Source organism: Streptomyces sp. NPDC005494, assembly GCF_042872025.1.
Lineage (GTDB): Bacteria > Actinomycetota > Actinomycetes > Streptomycetales > Streptomycetaceae > Streptomyces.
Genome location: NZ_JBIAJR010000001.1, coordinates 1,066,914 through 1,083,440 on the forward strand (window position 1 = coordinate 1,066,914; position 16,527 = coordinate 1,083,440).

The following is a 16,527-nucleotide window of genomic DNA, read 5'->3' on the forward strand; positions in this document are numbered from 1 at the left end:
GTCGATGGAGGGGCAGAAGAAGCATGTGCGGAATCGTCGGTTACATCGGGAAGCGTGACGTGGCTCCGCTGCTGCTGGAAGGCCTGCAGCGGCTGGAGTACCGGGGCTACGACTCCGCGGGAATCGTCATCACGGGCAAGGCCGCGGCGGGCAAGCCCGGCACCCTGAAGACGGTCAAGGCCAAGGGGCGGGTCCGCGACCTGGAGGCCCGCGTACCCAAGCGCTTCGCCGGCACCACCGGGATCGCCCACACCCGCTGGGCCACCCACGGCGCCCCGAGCGACGAGAACGCCCACCCGCACCTGGACGCGGAGAACAAGGTCGCCGTGGTCCACAACGGCATCATCGACAACGCCTCCGAGCTCCGCGCGAAGCTGGTCGCCGACGGCATCGAGTTCCTCTCGGAGACCGACACCGAGGTGCTCGTCCACCTGATCGCCCGGGCGCAGGCCGCCACGCTGGAGGAGAAGGTCCGTGAGGCGCTGAAGCTGGTCGAGGGCACGTACGGCATCGCCGTCCTGCACGCCGACTTCAACGACCGCATCGTCGTCGCCCGCAACGGCTCCCCGGTCGTGCTCGGCATCGGCGAGAAGGAGATGTTCGTCGCCTCCGACGTGGCCGCCCTGGTCGCGCACACCCGCCAGATCGTCACCCTGGACGACGGCGAGATGGCCACCCTCAAGGCCGACGACTTCCGTACGTACACCACGGAGGGCTCGACCACGACGGCCACGCCGACCACCGTGGAGTGGGAGGCCGAGTCGTACGACATGGGCGGCCACGACACCTACATGCACAAGGAGATCTCCGAGCAGGCCGACGCCGTGGACCGCGTGCTGCGCGGACGCATCGACGACCGCTTCTCCACCGTGCACCTGGGCGGCCTGAACCTGGACGCCCGCGAGGCCCGCGGGGTCCGCCGGATCAAGATCCTGGGCTGCGGCACCTCGTACCACGCGGGCCTGATCGGCGCCGGCCTCATCGAGGAGCTGGCCCGCATCCCCGCGGACGCAGAGCCGGCCTCCGAGTTCCGCTACCGCAACCCGGTCGTGGACCCAGACACCCTCTACGTGGCCGTCTCGCAGTCCGGTGAGACCTACGACGTCCTCGCCGCCGTGCAGGAGCTCAAGCGCAAGGGCGCGCGGGTCCTGGGCGTCGTGAACGTGGTCGGCTCGGCGATCGCCCGCGAGGCCGACGGAGGCATGTACGTCCACGCGGGCCCCGAGGTCTGCGTGGTCTCCACCAAGTGCTTCACCAACACCGTCGTGGCCTTCGCGCTGCTCGCCCTGCACCTGGGCCGCATCCGCGACCTGTCGGTCGCCGACGGCAAGCGGATCATCGAGGGCCTGCGCAAGCTGCCGGAGCAGATCGGCCAGATCCTCGAGTCGGAGGAGGAGATCAAGAAGCTGGCGGAGGAGTACGCGGGCGCGCAGTCGATGATGTTCATCGGCCGCGTCCGGGGCTACCCCGTCGCACTGGAGGCCTCCCTCAAGCTCAAGGAGATCTCCTACATCCACGCCGAGGCCTACCCCGCCTCGGAGCTCAAGCACGGCCCGCTCGCGCTCATCGAGCCGGCGCTCCCCACGGTCGCCATCGTCCCGGACGACGACCTGCTGGAGAAGAACCGTGCGGCGCTGGAGGAGATCAAGGCCCGCAGCGGCCGCATCCTGGCCGTCGCCCACCGTGAGCAGGAGAAGGCCGACCACACGATCGTCGTCCCGAAGAACGAGAACGAGCTGGACCCGATCCTGATGGGCATCCCGCTCCAGCTGCTCGCCTACCACACGGCGCTGGCCATGGGCCGTGACATCGACAAGCCGCGCAACCTGGCGAAGTCCGTCACCGTCGAGTAGCCGACGCCCGCCGCTCCGCCCGGAGCGGGCACGCGGAAGGCCCCTGACGCCTCGTCAGGGGCCTTTCGTGGTCTCAGGGGATGACGATGACGGGCCGCTGTGCCCGGCGCGCCAGGCGGCCGGCGACGGACCCGAAGATCCGGCCCACGATGCCGTGCGTGGAACCGACGACGATCGCGTCGGCCGAGTACTCGCGGCCGACCTCCTCCAGCTCGTGGCAGATGTCCCCGCCGCGCTCCACGAGCACCCAGGGCACCTCGGAGAGGTAGTCCGCGCAGGCCAGCTCCAGGCCGAGGACCTCGGTGCGGTGATCGGGGACGTCGACGAAGACGGGGGGCTCACAACCCGCCCAGACCGTGGTCGGCAGGCGGTTGGCCACGTGGACGATGATCAGCCCGGAGCTGTGCCGGTTCGCCATGCCGATGGCGTACGCGAGGGCTCGCTCGCTGGACATGGAGCCGTCGAAGCCGACCACGACGCCGTGCCGGAAGGCGGGATCGCAGGACGGGCGCGACTCTACGACCGGCTGCGGTACCGACCCGGGGTCGGCTACCTGCTTGCGGTCTGCGGGTTCAGGGATTTCGTGACCGGCCATCGGTGTCTCGGCGAAGAGAGTCCTCGTGAGGAGGGAGCGGTTTGGAGGTGTACCTGCGAGCGGTGAAGCTGTGTCCGGGAAACATCTTCCCAACCCTTTACCCCCAAGGGTACGGCGCCACTCCTTCACTGCCCAGCCTTCGCACGGCGCGCGCGGCGATGGAGGGAGCATGCCGGAGACCGCTCCGTATGGCAATGCCGGTTGCGTCCTACATCCAGCTCCGCGCGCGGGATCCTGCCGGTTCCTGCGGCCCGGCCGGCCGCCGGATCACGGGGGCACCCCGCAAGACGGCCGAATACGCCACTCGCCCCCTCCCGCACCACGGCGGTCACCCCCCGCCATCGACCGATCGCGCATCGTTCATCCCCTGAGGCCGGACAGCCTCCAGGGGCGAAAGGGGCGCACAGAAGCTCATGAGGAATGGGGTCGTACGCCGGTCGCATGACTTGAATACGCGCACGCGACCATCGGTTTTCAGCCAACTTCTCCCCCACCCCCCGGTCTTGGCCAAACAGCAGCCCAACCCACGTGCCAGCAGGCAGGAATAGACCGCGCGGTACGCTTTGACCCTATGGGGACGGGCCATGATCGCGAGGCGCACTTCCCTGCGGGGCTCGCGAGTGGAACGCTTCGTGATCGAACGCTTCGCGCCACGTTGCCTTGTCGACATAGCGCCGGTGGGGGAACGTGTCACGGCGGCACCACGGAACGCAGTAGATTCGATCTTGAGTCGAGGACTGGGGACGTGTGCGAGACCAAGGGGAAACGTGCAGGAGCGACAGGCCCGTAGGGACCAGGAAGACGCGAACACCGAGGGGGGCTTAGCGTCATGAACCAGGACTCCGCCACCGCAACGGAGGCCGCACGGAAACTGACCGGGCGGCGACGCCGGGAAGTCGTAGCCGTACTGCTGTTCAGTGGGGGCCCTATCTTCGAGAGCTCCATTCCGCTCTCAGTTTTCGGAATCGACCGGCAGGACGCGGGAGTTCCGCGCTACCGGCTGCTGGTGTGCGGAGGTGAGGAGGGACCGCTGCGCACCACGGGCGGGCTCGAACTCAGCGCGCCGTACGGCCTGGAGGCGATCAGCAGGGCCGGCACCGTCGTGGTGCCCGCCTGGCGGTCCATCACCTCCCCGCCGCCCGCCGAGGCCCTGGACGCGCTGCGCCGCGCCCACGACGAGGGCGCCCGCATCGTCGGACTGTGCACGGGGGCCTTCGTCCTCGCGGCAGCCGGCCTGCTGGACGGCCGGCCGGCCACCACCCACTGGATGTACGCACCGACGCTGGCCAAGCGCTACCCGTCGGTGCACGTCGATCCGCGTGAGCTGTTCGTCGACGACGGCGACGTGCTCACCTCGGCCGGGACCGCGGCCGGAATCGATCTGTGCCTCCACATAGTCCGCACCGACCACGGCACCGAGGCGGCCGGGGCCCTGGCCCGCCGGCTCGTCGTGCCGCCGCGTCGCAGTGGCGGCCAGGAGCGCTACCTCGACAGGTCTTTACCCGAGGAGATCGGCTCCGACCCGCTCGCCGAGGTCGTGGCCTGGGCGCTGGAGCACCTCCACGAGCAGTTCGACGTGGAGACGCTGGCGGCGCGCGCCTACATGAGCAGGCGGACCTTCGACCGCAGGTTCCGTTCGCTCACCGGCAGCGCTCCGCTCCAGTGGCTCATCACCCAGCGCGTACTCCAGGCCCAGCGGCTGCTGGAGACCTCCGACTACTCCGTGGACGAGGTCGCGGGCCGCTGCGGCTTCCGCTCACCGGTCGCGCTGCGCGGGCACTTCCGCCGCCAGCTGGGGTCCTCCCCCGCGGCGTACCGGGCCGCCTACCGGGCCCGCCGCCCGCAGGGCGGAGGACTGGAGGGCGTCGGCGCGGTGCTGGAGGCGTCCGTGCCCGTCCAGGGCACGGCGGCGAACCGGCGGGCCGTCGCGGCGGCCACGTCCGGTCCGTCCCCGGTCACCGCGGCGGCGCCTCCGGGGGGCCTTCCGGAGCGCCTGGGACCGGGTCCGGAGGCGTACATCACCGGGCGCCCGGCCCTGCCGGGACAGCGGAGTGCCCCGTAGGGTGGGGCTCATGAACGACCGCATGGTGTGGATCGACTGCGAGATGACCGGGCTCTCGCTGACGGACGACGCACTCATCGAGGTGGCCGCCCTGGTCACCGACTCGGAACTGAACGTGCTCGGTGAAGGGGTGGACATCGTGATCCGCCCACCGGACGCGGCCCTGGAGACGATGCCCGAGGTGGTGCGGCAGATGCACACCGCCTCGGGCCTCCTCGACGAGCTGGCCGGGGGCACGACCCTGGCCGACGCGGAGGAGCGTGTCCTGGACTACATCCGCGAGCACGTGAAGGAGCCGGGCAAGGCCCCGCTCTGCGGAAACTCGGTCGGTACCGACCGCGGCTTCCTGGCGCGGGACATGCCGTCACTGGAGGGCTACCTCCACTACCGGATCGTCGATGTGTCCTCGGTCAAGGAACTGGCGCGCCGCTGGTACCCGAGGGCGTACTTCAACAGTCCGGAGAAGAACGGCAACCACCGGGCGCTGGCCGACATCCGCGACTCCATCACGGAGCTGCGTTACTACCGTGACGCGGTCTTCGTGCCCCAGCCCGGCCCGGACTCGGCCCGTGCCAAGGAGATCGCGGCACGCCACACGCCGGCGGCCGGACAGTAGCCACGAGACGCGCTGGTCACGGGCCCGCGAGGGCCTGTGACCCGGTCCCGGAGAAGTCGGGCGCGAGCACCCTCCAGGACCCTGTACACTTTTTCTCGGCCGGTCAGAAAAGCGACCGGGCAGCATGGTGGGTATAGCTCAGCTGGTAGAGCACCTGGTTGTGGTCCAGGATGTCGCGGGTTCAAGTCCCGTTACTCACCCTGAATGATCAAGGCCCGGTCCGGGACACACGGACCGGGCCTTCTTCATGCCCTCGCGCGCGCGCCCGGACCTTCCCGCGGCCCCCGTCCGAGCCCGTCCGAGCCCGCCTGAGCCCGCCTGAGCCCGCCTGAGCCCGCCTGAGCCCGCCTGAGCCGAGCGTGTCGGCCGTCACACCGATCCGTGCCGCATGGACCACCGATCGCCGGGCAGAGGACCGTACAGGCCCTGCCGCGCTATCCCCCGACGCGGCAGGGCCTCCCTCCTCCCCCGGCCCGGACCGGAGCCTGTGTCAGCGGCCGGCCTCGGCCCCGCCCGGAGCACGGCGGGCTCCCCGCGCTTCCAGCTGGGCGATGACCTGGGCGTGGAAGCGGTCCACCGCCTCGTCGACACTGCGGATGAAGCCCGACTCCGCGTTGCCGCGCCCGTTGCCCATGCCCTTGAACAGCGAGAGGCGGAAGCCGGTGATCTCCGCCCCGTCCTTCGGGAGGAGGTCCGCGGGCTCGGGGCGCAGCCGCTCCAGCGTCCCCCGCGGCCCGGCTCCGTCCCCCTCGACGAGCGTCTCGATGTGCAGGTCGGCCGGTGCGGCCGCGAGTTGGCGGATCAGCCGCTTCGCCCGGCTCAGCGGATAGCCCTGGTCGGGCGCCGGCACCTCGATCGACGTACGCAGCTTGCCCGTACGCAGGTCCGCGGCGATGGCCAGGATTCCCGGGGTCCCCTCCATGCGGAGCTCTGCGTCGAGCCGCCCCTGGGAGCACAGCCGGCCGGCGAGAGCGGCACGGCGGGCGCCGGGGTCGGACCCTCGCCGGGCGCGCTGGACGGGCAGCACCTTCTGGCCGATCTCACCCCCGAGGCGCAGGCACACCTGTCGGACGAGCCTCTCCCAGCTCTCGATGACCTCCGTGGCGCGCGGGTCGCCCGGGCAGAGGGTCTCGTCGTCGATCCCTCTGCGTACGGGCACCCAGGCGGCCCCCATGTTCTGGAAGCCGTGACAGCCCGAGTGCTCGTGCTGGAGGTAGTGCAGCAGCTCCTGGAGCAGCCAGGCGTGCGCGGCGTTGCCCACCCCCTCGTGGCGGATCAGCATCTGCGCCTGATGGGCCACCTCGGCCCAGGAGAGGTGCCAGAGCGCCACTTTGTGCTTGCGCCTGCCGTCGACGCGGACGTCCACGAGGGGGCTGCCTTCGAGCGCCACGTCGTTGGACAGGGTGATGACAGCCTCGTAGCCCCGCCTGGCGGCGATGTCCATGTACGCCTGCACCTGGTCCGGCTTGAGGGCGTTGCCGTTCGTCTTCGTCTCGACCAGCGCCGTCCACAGTTTGCCCGCCCGCTCGACGCGGATGACCCCGTCGGGGCGCCGAGGGGTGTCGCCGTGCGGCAGGGAGACCTCCGTGAAGGTCTCCATCCGTCCCGCGGGCGCGCCGAATCCGGCGGTGAGGCGGCGGCCGAACTCCGGCACCTGGGTCATCACCGACAGCAGGACCGAGGTGGCCCGGGTCTCGCGCTCGCGGTCGTTCTTGAGTGCGGAGAGAGGGAAGAGCCTGGCCGTGCGCCAGGAGTCGTTGTCGGCGAGCGACTTCCTCGCGGTCCTGGGGAGCGTGACCTTCTTCCGGGCCGTGCGCGGCCGGGACCGGGGCTTCGGTCCGGACCTCGCCGCCTCGGCGGGCGCAGGGCCCAGGGGCAGCGTCACCGGCGCGCGGGGCGAGGGGATGGCCGCCTCCGGCGCCGGGCCCGGCCGTCCCGGCGCCTGCGCGGCAGGCACCTGAGCGACGGGCACCTGAGCGGCTGCCTCGGCGGCCGTCTCCGCGCCTTCGTCCCCGGTGGCCGTTTCCGCGCCTTCCTCCTCGGCGTCGTCCTCGATGTCGACGCCGAAGTCCGTGGCCAGCCCGGCCAGCCCGGACGCGTAACCCTGGCCCACGGCCCGGAACTTCCACTCGCCGGTCCGCCGGTAGAGCTCTCCGAAGATGAAGGCGCTGACGGCACCCGCGTCCTCGATGGAGAACTGGACCAGGCTGTCGCCGGAGCTGTCCGCGAGCCGCAGCCGGAGGTCGTCCAGATCCCCGAAGCAGGATCCGCCGTAGCGGCTCGCCGCCACGACGATCTGTTCGACCTCCGGCGGTACGGCGTCGAGGTCGAAGCTGATGCGGTCCTCGTCACCGTCGGCCGTGGGGGTCTTCCCGAGCAGCTGGACGCTGCCGTTGCCCGCGACCGGGTTGTTGTAGAAACAGAAGTCGGCGTCGCTGCGCACCTTGCCGTCCGCGTCGAGAAGGAGCACGGAGACGTCCGCGTCGCCCTCCCCGGTCGGGCTGCTCCAGCCCAGGCTCATCACCACGGACCCGACGTCGTCGCTCAGCGCGGACAGGCCGATGTTCGCGCCCTTGACCATCTCCTGCATGCGGCCCCCAACTGCGCTGCCGGGCCGGAACGCACACGCGCGGCAGGTCGTTACGTGACGTTGTGTGGTGCGTCACACGTTCGCCGGACGTCGGGAACTGTAGCGGCCGAGCTGTGAGGTCATGGAGGAGTTGTGAAAAAAATGCTCACTACGTGTACGCCCCGCCACCCTCTCCGTACACCCGCGTCAGGACGACTCCCGTACGACCAGCTCCGTCGGCAGCACGATCCTCGGGCGCTCCTGCGCGTCGTCGCCGGACGAGTGGTTCGCGATCTCCTGGAGCAGGACGCGGGTCATGGTGCGGCCCATCTCCTCGATCGGCTGGCGCACGCTCGTCAGGGGCGGGTCCATGTGGCGGGCCACGGCCGAGTCGTCGAAGCCGATGAGGGCGACGTCGTCCGGGATGCGGCGGCCCGACTCGCGCAGCACCTGGCGGGCTCCGGCGGCCATGACGTCGGATGCGGCGAACACCGCGTCCACGTCGGGACGGCGCTCCAGCAGCTCGCGCATGGCGCGGGCGCCGCCCTCCTCGCTGAAGTCGGCCGGGGCGATCAGCCGCTCGTCGGGGTCGAGGCCGGCCGCGGCGACGGCCTTGCGGTACCCGTCGAGGCGGCGCTGCGCGCCGTAGACGTCCAGGCGGCCGGTGATCGTCGCGATGCTGCGGCGGCCTCGCGATATGAAGTGGTCGACGGCCGCCCGGGCGCCCTCGAAGTTGTCGGAGTCGACGGAGGCCAGGGTCTCCGCCGCATGCCTGCGACCGCTGATCACGGAGGGCATGCCCAGCTGTTCCAGGAGATCGGGGAGCGGATCGTCGGCGTGGACGGAGACCAGGAGCACCCCGTCGACCCGGTGAGCGGTGAGGTACTGCGCCAGCCGGCGGCGCTCGCGGTCGTTGCCCGCGAGGGTCAGCAGCAGCTGCATCTCGGTGTCGGCCAGAGCGGCTCCGACACCCCGGACGATGTCGGAGAAGTACGGTTCGGCGAAGAACCGGGTCTCGGACTCGGGCACGACGAGGGCGATGGCGTCCGTGCGGTTGCCCGCCAGCGCGCGGGCCGCGCGGTTGGGCACGTATCCCAGTTCGGCGACGGCCGCCTCGACGGCCTCCCTGGTCTGTGCGCTCACCCGGGGCGAGCCGTTGATGACGCGGGAGGCCGTGCCCCGCCCCACTCCGGCCCTGGCCGCTACCTCTTCGAGCGTGGGCCGCCCGCCACTCCGTACTCGCGCTGCCGCCATGGCTGCCTCCCGTTCGCGGTCAATTTCTCACAGCGCCCTGGCCAAACCAAGTCCCGCTGTCCGATCCCTTGACACTTACTCGGACCGAGCGGTCCCTCCGCAGCGCCACATCTCTTGGGAGCGCTCCCAAGCCTACGGGGTGAGTATGACGATTACGTAAGAGGACGCAGAAAAGCGGGACCCGGCTCCGTGCCGGGTCCCGCTGTCGAGGCTGGTCAGGGTCAGACGGTGCCGACCGGCGGCAGGGCGTGGCGGCGGATCACGTCGGAGTACCAGTGGGCGCTCGCCTTGGGGATGCGGCGCTGGGAGGCGTAGTCGACGTAGACCGCGCCGAAGCGCTTCGAATAGCCGTACGCCCACTCGAAGTTGTCCATCAGAGACCACAGGAAGTAGCCCCGGACGTCCGCGCCGTCGGCCACGGCCCGCTGCACGGCGTCGAGGTGGCCGTGCAGATAGGCGATCCGCTCCGGGTCCTCGACCTTGCCCTCGGGCGAGACGTAGTCGTCGAAGGCCGCGCCGTTCTCCGTGACCATCAGGGGCAGACCGGGGTGGTCGCGGCTGACGTCCATGAGCAGGTTGTAGAGCCCGTTGGGGTCGATCGACCAGTCCATGGCGGTGCGTTCCTTCCCCTCGGCGAGGTGGAAGGCGACGTGCTCGGAGCCCGGCCACGGGGAGTGGGAGCTGGCGCCGTGGGCGTCGCTGCGCGCGTAGACGGCGCCCTCGACCGGGCTGGAGACCAGGGTGGGCGTGTAGTAGTTGATGCCGAGCGCGTCGACGGGACGGGAAATGGTGGCGAGGTCGCCGTCCTTGACGAGTTTGGACCAGTCCACCAGGTGCGAGGTGTCCGTGATCAGGTCCTCGGGGTACTCCCCGCGCAGCATGGGGCCGGTGAAGACCCGGTTGCCGACGGCGTCGATGCGGCGCGCGGCGTCCGCGTCGGCCACGCTGTCGGTGAGCGGGCGGACCTGGTGGAGATTGAGGGTGACCGAGGTCTGCGCAGCAGCGGGGAGTTGGGCGCGCAGAACCTCGATCGCCCGGCCATGGGCGAGGTTGAGGTGATGGGCCGCCTGCAGCGCCGCTGCGGGCTCGGTGCGGCCGGGGGCGTGCACGCCCGAGCCGTAACCGAGGTAGGCCGAGCACCACGGCTCGTTGAGGGTGGTCCACATGCCGACACGGTCGCCGAGTGCGCCGGAGACGATCGCGGCGTAGTCGGCGAAGCGGTCGGCGGTCACGCGCTCGGGCCAGCCGCCCGCGTCCTCGAGCTCCTGGGGCAGGTCCCAGTGGTAGAGGGTGGCGACGGGCATGATGCCGGCGTCGAGCAGTTCGTCGACGAGCTTGCGGTAGAAGTCCAGACCGCGCTCGACGGCGGGGCCGCGGCCGGTGGGCTGGACCCGGGACCAGGAGACGGAGAAGCGGTAGGCCTTCAGCCCGAGCCGCTTCATGAGCGCGACGTCGTCACGGTAGCGGTGGTAGTGGTCGGCGGCGATGTCGCCGGTGTCACCGTTGCGGACCTTGCCGGGGGTACGGCTGAAGGTGTCCCAGATGGACGGCGTGCGGCCGTCCTCGGCGGCGGCGCCCTCGACCTGGTAGGAGGCGGTCGCCGCACCCCAGATGAAGCCCGTGGGGAACTGTGCCTCAGGCGCCTGCTTCGGGGTGGTGTCGGGTCGTACGGCAGTCATGCGGGAGCGCTCCCATGAGGTGGAGGGACAGGGACAGGAAGTGCGGGGGCCCCGGCCCCGTACGGCCTGCGGTCAGGTACAGGCCGTACGGGACGGCCGGGGGCCGGACCAGGACGGAACGGCGGGCCCGGGGTCGGACCGGGAGGAACGGCGACGCCGGGGCGGGCGGGGTCAGCCCTTGACGGCGCCGGACATGATGCCCCCGACGATCTGCTTGCCGAAGATCACGAAGACGACGAGCAGCGGCAGGGTGCTGATCAGCGCGCCCGCCATGACGATGCTCTGGTCCGGCACGTAGGACGCGCTCAGCTGGCCGAGGGCCACCTGGAGCGTGGGGTTCTGCTGGTTCAGTGCGAGGTAGGGCCAGAAGAAGTCGTTCCAGGACTGGACGAAGGTGAGCATGCCGAGCACCATCATGGCGGGGCGGGCGACCGGCAGCACGATGCTCCACACGATGCGGAGGTTGTTCGCGCCGTCCATCCTGCCCGCCTCGATGAGCTCGTACGGCAGCGCCTCCAGGAGGTACTGGCGCATGAAGAACACACCGAACGCGCTGACGAGGGTCGGGAAGATCACCGACTCCAGCTGACCGCCCCAGCCGATGTCCGACATCATCATGAAGAGTGGCACGACGCTGAGCTGCGGGGGGATGGTCAGCGTGGCGATGACCGCGGTCATCAGTGCGCCACGGCCCTTGAAGCGCATCTTGGCGAAGGCGTATCCGGCCAGGGTGCAGAAGAACAGGGTGGCCAGGGTGATGCTCGCGGACACGATGACCGTGTTCAGGATGGCCTTGCCGAGGTTGGCCTGTTCCCAGGCCGCCTCGAGGTTGTTGAACAAGTTGCCGCCCGGGATGAGCGGCGGCGAGGTGTCGAGCACCTCGTCCTGGGTGCGGGAGGCGGCGACGAGCGTCCAGTACAGCGGGAACAGCGAGCCGAGGCCGACGACGGCGAGCGCGAAGTAGGCGAAGGGGCCCGCGTGGTGCTGGCGGCCGGCCCCCGGCTTGAAGCGGCGGCGACGCGGAGGCTCGTCACGGACGGCCTTGGAGACGCGGCGGTGGTCCGGAGCGGTGACGGTGCTGGTGGTGGTCATGGGTATCGCTCCCCGTCAGGCCGCGGTCTTGCGCACGAAGCGCCCGACGAGCCAGTTGATCGCGGCAATGAGCAGCAGCAGGACGAGCATGGCCCAGGCGACTGCGGCGGCCGGACCGAGGTGCCCGAGGTTCCAGCCGTAGTTGTAGAGATAGATGCTGAGGGTCTCGTACTGGTGCTCGGTGCCGCCCTGGGCTCCGATCTGGCCGCCCTCGAGCAGGAGTGGCTCACCGAAGAGCTGCATCGATCCGATGGTCGAGATGACGATCGTGAAGAGGATCGTCGGCCGGAGCGCGGGGATCGTCACGTTGCGGAACTGCTGCCAGCGTGAGGCGCCGTCGAGCGAGGCCGCTTCGTAGAGGTCGGACGGGACCGCCTGCATCGCGGCCAGGTAGATCAGCGTGTTGTAGCCCGTCCAGCGCCAGATCACGATGACCGCGATGGCGATGTTGGAGGACCAGTGACCGTTGGCCCAGTTCGTCTCACCGATGCCGAAGAAACCGAGAACCCAGTTCAGCAGGCCGCCGTCGGCCCGGAACACCAGGGCGAAGACGAGGGCCGCGGAGGCGACCGAGGTGGCGTACGGCGTGAGGATCACGGTGCGCCAGAAGGTGCTGGCCCGCAGTTTGTAGTTCAGCAGGTGGGCGAGGCCCAGCGCGATCATCAGCTGCGGGACGGTCGAGATGACGCCGATGACGAAGGTGTTGCTGACCGCGGTCCAGAACTCGCCGTCCTGGAGGATGTTGCTGAAATTCTCGAAGCCGACCCATTCCATCTGGTCGAGGCCGGTCATCTCCACCCGGTGGAGGGCTATCCAGCCGGTGTAGATCAGTGGGTAGAGCCCGAAGGCCCCGAACACGAGGAAGAAGGGCGCGATGTAGGCGTACGGCGACGCCTTGTCGTCGAAGCGCCAGAGCCGGCTGCGCCACGCCTGGCGGCCGGGGGACATGGGCTTCGGGGCGCGACGGCTGGGCCGCGAGCCCTGTACGTCCCTGGTGGGGGTGGTGGTTGCCACAGGTGGGAGTCCTTCCCTGGGGTGTGCCGACACCGCAGGGGCATGCCGGACCTCTGGTCAGGTCCGGCGGAGGTGTCGGAGAAGGTGCGCGGTGCCGGTAGGGGAACCGGCACCGGTGCGGGCCGGCCGGGACGCGTGGAAGGCGTCCCGGCCGCCCGCACCGGCGAGGATCAGCCGATCACCTTGTCGATGGCCTCGGTCGCCGCCTTCCAGGCGTCGTCCGGCTTGGTGCCGCGCTGCTCCATGTTGTTGATCTGCGTGCCGATGGTGTCCTTCATGACGCCGTCCTTCGGGCCGAGCACGGCCGCGGGGATGACCTGCGCCTCTTCGGCGTAGATCTCACCGATCGGGGCGTTGTTGAAGTACTCCAGCTTGGCGCTCTTCACGTCGGGGAGCTCGTACGCGCCCTTGTTCGACGGGAAGAGACCGGCGGCCTTGAAGACGGCGGCCTGCTGCTCGGGGGCGGTCAGCCACTTGACGAGCTCACCGGCCTCCTTGACGTGCTTGCCCTTGGCGGGCACGGAGAGGAACGAACCGCCCCAGTTGGCCGCGGTGTCACCCGGGGTACGGGCGATGTCCCACTTGCCCTTGAACTGGTCACCGGAGTAGGTGGCGATCTGCGCTGCCATCCACGCGGGGCACGCGACGGTGGCCATGGTGCCCTTGCGCAGGGCGGCCTGCCACGGCGGGCTGAACTGGGCGAGGCCCTGGGTCAGCTTCTTGTCGACCGCCTCGGAGGCGAGCTTCCAGCCCGCCTTGACGCCGGCGCTCTCCTTGTACATCGGCTTGCCGTCCTTGGCGTAGTACTGCTCCGAGTCGGAGCTCACGACGCCGTTGTACATGGCACTGGCGGAGTCCATGAAGAAGGTGCCCTTGGGAGCCTTCTTCTTGTACTCCTCACCGAGCGCGAGGTAGTCCTCCCAGCCGCCGGCGAGCTTCGCGGCGACCTCGGTGCGGTCGCTCGGCAGCCCGGCCTGCTCGAAGAGGTCGCGGCGGTAACAGATCGACATCGGGCCGATGTCGGTGCCGGCGCCGATGACCTTGCCCTCGTCGGTGGTCGCCTGCAGCGCCTTCCAGTTCACCCACTGGTCGGTGTCGATGACCTTGGAGAGGTCGGCGAAGGCGTCCGCCTTGGTGTCGACGAGCTCCTTCACACGGCCGACCTCGATGCCCTGCACGTCGGCCAGGCCGCTGCCCGTGTTGAGCTGCTGGAGGAACTTGGGGTAGTAGACCTTCTCGTCGGCCGTGACGTTTTCCTTGACCGTGATGTTCGGGTGGAGCTCGTGGTACTTCTCGAAGAGCCCCGCCTCCTTGTAGCCGAACTGTCCGAAGTCGGCCACGGTCAGGGTGATGTTCCCGTTCGCGTCGGACCCCTCGGAGTCCGATCCCGAGTCGCTGCAGCCGGTCAGCAGCAGGGCGGCGGCCGTGAGGCCCGTGGTGGCTATGACGGCGGTTCTGCGGCTTCGACCTGCGACGGTGCGGGTGATGCGCATTCCACTACTCCTTGTTCCAGGGTGGGACTGGCGTTCGATGTGCTCGGCAGACGCGCTGTGGGTGCGGATGCCGGTCGTACGGAGAAGACATGGGCCGTGCCGTCCCCGTACGAGCGAAAAAACCTCGTCCGATATGGGAGCGCTCCCATGCGCTGTTGCCGGAAGATTGCTGCCTCAAGGGGGTGGGTGTCAAGACTTGAAGACGCTTCCGTTGCCCGAGCGTGTCCTGCAAGTCACGCGACCGTGTCCGGCAGAGGGCTTGCGTTAACTCTGACGTCCTGCATGCGTCATCTGCTGCGGCCCGAGTCTGCGCAGGTCAGGTGGTGTTGGGCCACGAAACGCCTCTCGTGGGGACCGGAACGGCCCGGCCACGGCCGGTATTTCCACGCCGGATCCGAAAGGGTGCCGGGCAGCGCGGCCCGGCGATCACGCCCGCCGGAAAATGAACGGGGCGAGGCCTTGTGGGGGCGCCCTGGGGGGTCACGAGGTCTTCGCGCGTTCTTTCCCCGAACTCCGTTGCATCACGGAGCGGTTCCGCTTGTGCCGGGACGCGGCCCCTGAACCGCCCCGGCGATCGGACGGGGAGGCCGCGGCGCGCGCCGCGGCGGGAACGGCAAAGGAGCGCGCGCCCCGGGCCGGATGTGGGGGGGGTGGGGCCGGCCGGGGCGCGCGCGTCGAGGGGTGGTCAGGGGGGCGTGGCTACCGGAAGGCGCCGAACGCCTTGGTGAAGGCCAGCGGCTCCTGGAGGATCGAGCTGCAGGTCGCGTCCGCGGCCGGCTTCGCACCACCGGCGCACTGCACGTCCCGCGTTCCCGACCACATCGCCAGCCGGCCGATGCCCTTCTCCTCGGCGAAGCCGACCAGTTGGGTGGCGTCCTCGACGGTGAAGACCTCGGTGGCGACGTCGTTCACGCCGATCATCGGGGTGACCGCGACGGTCTTCCAGGCAGCCGCGTCCGAGAGGCCGAGCACGCCCTTGAGCTGCGCCTGTGTGGCGGTGGCGGCCTGGACGGCGTAGTCGCCCATGTCACCGCTGTAGGAGGCGCCGTAGTCCATCGCCATGATGTTGACCGCGTCGATCGTGACGCCGTTCCTCTTCGCGTCCGCGATCAGGTCCACACCCGGCTGGGTCAGCCCCTCGGGCATCACGGGCAGGGTGAAGGAGACGTCGAGGTCCGGGTGCGCCTCCTGCAGCTGGGCGATGGCCTGCGCGCGGCGCGAGTTGGCCGCGGCGTCCGGCAGGGCGCCGCCCTCGATGTCGAAGTCCACCTTGGTCAGCCCGTACGCGTCGACGACCTTCCCGTACGCGGCGGCGAGCTCGGATGCCGAGGAGCAGTTCAGCGCCAGTTCCGCGCCGGCCGCACCGCCGAAGGAGACCCGGACGTCGCCGCCCTCGGCGCGCAGCGCCGTGATCTGCGAGGCCACGTGGTCGTCCCCGAGCCCCGTCACGCCGCCCCACAGCGGGGCGCAGCCGCCGCCCGAGGTGATGAAGGCGAGGGTGAACTCCTTGACGCCGGTCCTGGAGGCGGTGTCCAGCAGGTCGTAGGCCGGGTGGAGGGAGGTGTCGACGTACGGGGAGAAGCCGGCGCCGCCGGTGGACCCGCCGGGCGTCTGCGACGGCTCTGCGGTCGGTTCCGGATCGGCCGTCGCGGTCTTCGTGGGCTCCGGTGCCTCGGTGGGCGCCTCCGTGGGCGCTTCCGTGGGCGTGGGCGTCCCGGTGGGGCGTCCGCTGGGCTCCGGCGTCGTACCGCCCTGCGCGGAGCAGGCGGCGTCGTTGATGAGACAGCCCTCCGGGTCGGCGGCCGTACCCGTGGACGCCGTGACGAAGCCGATCGTCACGGAGGCGCCGGGGGCGATGTCCGCGTTCCAGCTCGCGGGCTTCACGGTGACGTGGTTGCCGCTGACGGTGTGCTCGCCGTTCCACAACGAGTCGATCTTCGTGCCGGCGGGCAGGTCGAATTCGAGTGTCCAGCCGGACTGCACGGTCGCGGTGTCGTTCGAGACGACGTACTGACCGGTGTATCCGCCGGTCCAGCCGCTGGTCCTCGTGTAGGCCGCGCCGACCGCCGCGGCCTGGGCGGTGCCGGTGAGGGCGAAGACCGTACCGCCGACGACCGCCGCGGCGACGAGGGCGCCGACCGCCTTCGTGCGGGTGCTCGTCCTGCGGCGGTGCGTACTGGTGACCATCGCGTGCCTGCCTCTGTCCTGCTGGGGGGTGGGGGGTCCGCGTCAGCACGCTAGCCGCCCCGGAACAGGCAAAAGGGACGCATGGGACCGGAGTTGAGGTTCTTGAGGTGGGC

General features: G+C 70.3%; 11 protein-coding genes and 1 tRNA gene. 4 read left to right on the forward strand and 8 right to left on the reverse strand.

Annotated features, from left to right (window positions below):
* The first annotated feature begins 23 nt into the window (after positions 1 to 23).
* On the forward strand, positions 24 to 1,853 hold the full coding sequence (gene glmS, locus ACFYQ6_RS04755; protein ID WP_356734849.1) for a glutamine--fructose-6-phosphate transaminase (isomerizing): 1,830 nt from the start codon (positions 24 to 26) through the stop codon (positions 1,851 to 1,853).
* Positions 1,854 to 1,926: 73 nt separating this feature from the next.
* On the opposite strand, the gene ACFYQ6_RS04760 is transcribed toward glmS, so the two are convergent.
* Positions 1,927 to 2,448, reverse strand: coding sequence for a universal stress protein (locus ACFYQ6_RS04760; RefSeq protein WP_361571716.1), 522 nt, complete (start codon positions 2,446 to 2,448; stop codon positions 1,927 to 1,929).
* 829 nt (positions 2,449 to 3,277) lie between these two features.
* Between ACFYQ6_RS04760 and ACFYQ6_RS04765 the strand changes: the two genes are divergently transcribed.
* The 3 genes from ACFYQ6_RS04765 to ACFYQ6_RS04775 all read left to right on the forward strand — a co-directional run bounded on the left by ACFYQ6_RS04765 (position 3,278) and on the right by ACFYQ6_RS04775 (position 5,326).
* Positions 3,278 to 4,510: a helix-turn-helix domain-containing protein gene (locus ACFYQ6_RS04765; protein ID WP_361571719.1), complete on the forward strand. Its 1,233-nt coding sequence runs from the start codon at positions 3,278 to 3,280 to the stop codon at positions 4,508 to 4,510.
* A gap of 10 nt (positions 4,511 to 4,520) precedes the next feature.
* Positions 4,521 to 5,126 carry an oligoribonuclease gene (gene orn / locus ACFYQ6_RS04770; protein WP_361571721.1) on the forward strand — a complete coding sequence of 202 codons (606 nt, stop codon included), beginning with the start codon at positions 4,521 to 4,523 and terminating at the stop codon, positions 5,124 to 5,126.
* 127 nt (positions 5,127 to 5,253) lie between these two features.
* Positions 5,254 to 5,326 (forward strand) — tRNA-His (locus ACFYQ6_RS04775).
* Positions 5,327 to 5,616: 290 nt separating this feature from the next.
* Here the strand turns inward: ACFYQ6_RS04775 and ACFYQ6_RS04780 are convergent.
* The 7 genes from ACFYQ6_RS04780 to ACFYQ6_RS04810 form a co-directional block, all read right to left on the reverse strand.
* Positions 5,617 to 7,716, reverse strand: coding sequence for a TerD family protein (locus ACFYQ6_RS04780; RefSeq protein ID WP_361571724.1), 2,100 nt, complete (start codon positions 7,714 to 7,716; stop codon positions 5,617 to 5,619).
* Positions 7,717 to 7,902: 186 nt separating this feature from the next.
* Positions 7,903 to 8,949 (reverse strand): LacI family DNA-binding transcriptional regulator, encoded by a 1,047-nt coding sequence (locus tag ACFYQ6_RS04785; protein ID WP_361571726.1) that lies wholly within the window; start codon positions 8,947 to 8,949, stop codon positions 7,903 to 7,905.
* 221 nt (positions 8,950 to 9,170) lie between these two features.
* Positions 9,171 to 10,628 (reverse strand): GH1 family beta-glucosidase, encoded by a 1,458-nt coding sequence (locus tag ACFYQ6_RS04790; RefSeq protein WP_361571729.1) that lies wholly within the window; start codon positions 10,626 to 10,628, stop codon positions 9,171 to 9,173.
* A gap of 171 nt (positions 10,629 to 10,799) precedes the next feature.
* Positions 10,800 to 11,720, reverse strand: a complete 921-nt coding sequence (locus ACFYQ6_RS04795; RefSeq protein WP_356734835.1) for a carbohydrate ABC transporter permease — start codon at positions 11,718 to 11,720, stop codon at positions 10,800 to 10,802.
* A gap of 15 nt (positions 11,721 to 11,735) precedes the next feature.
* Positions 11,736 to 12,734 carry a carbohydrate ABC transporter permease gene (locus ACFYQ6_RS04800; protein WP_388760512.1) on the reverse strand — a complete coding sequence of 333 codons (999 nt, stop codon included), beginning with the start codon at positions 12,732 to 12,734 and terminating at the stop codon, positions 11,736 to 11,738.
* Positions 12,735 to 12,904: 170 nt separating this feature from the next.
* On the reverse strand, positions 12,905 to 14,227 hold the full coding sequence (locus ACFYQ6_RS04805) for an extracellular solute-binding protein (protein ID WP_361571731.1): 1,323 nt from the start codon (positions 14,225 to 14,227) through the stop codon (positions 12,905 to 12,907).
* Between the two features lie 699 nt (positions 14,228 to 14,926).
* On the reverse strand, positions 14,927 to 16,414 hold the full coding sequence (locus ACFYQ6_RS04810) for a cellulose binding domain-containing protein (RefSeq protein WP_388760514.1): 1,488 nt from the start codon (positions 16,412 to 16,414) through the stop codon (positions 14,927 to 14,929).
* Between the last annotated feature and the right edge of the window lie 113 nt (positions 16,415 to 16,527).

Bases quoted from the DNA above. Each gene is read 5' to 3' on its own strand.
- glmS (WP_356734849.1), top strand. From the start codon at position 24: ATGTGCGGAATCGTCGGTTACATCGGGAAGCGTGACGTGGCTCCGCTG.
- ACFYQ6_RS04760 (WP_361571716.1), bottom strand. From the start codon at position 2,448: ATGGCCGGTCACGAAATCCCTGAACCCGCAGACCGCAAGCAGGTAGCC.
- ACFYQ6_RS04765 (WP_361571719.1), top strand. From the start codon at position 3,278: ATGAACCAGGACTCCGCCACCGCAACGGAGGCCGCACGGAAACTGACC.
- orn (WP_361571721.1), top strand. From the start codon at position 4,521: ATGAACGACCGCATGGTGTGGATCGACTGCGAGATGACCGGGCTCTCG.
- ACFYQ6_RS04780 (WP_361571724.1), bottom strand. From the start codon at position 7,716: ATGCAGGAGATGGTCAAGGGCGCGAACATCGGCCTGTCCGCGCTGAGC.
- ACFYQ6_RS04785 (WP_361571726.1), bottom strand. From the start codon at position 8,949: ATGGCGGCAGCGCGAGTACGGAGTGGCGGGCGGCCCACGCTCGAAGAG.
- ACFYQ6_RS04790 (WP_361571729.1), bottom strand. From the start codon at position 10,628: ATGACTGCCGTACGACCCGACACCACCCCGAAGCAGGCGCCTGAGGCA.
- ACFYQ6_RS04795 (WP_356734835.1), bottom strand. From the start codon at position 11,720: ATGACCACCACCAGCACCGTCACCGCTCCGGACCACCGCCGCGTCTCC.
- ACFYQ6_RS04805 (WP_361571731.1), bottom strand. From the start codon at position 14,227: ATGCGCATCACCCGCACCGTCGCAGGTCGAAGCCGCAGAACCGCCGTC.
- ACFYQ6_RS04810 (WP_388760514.1), bottom strand. From the start codon at position 16,414: ATGGTCACCAGTACGCACCGCCGCAGGACGAGCACCCGCACGAAGGCG.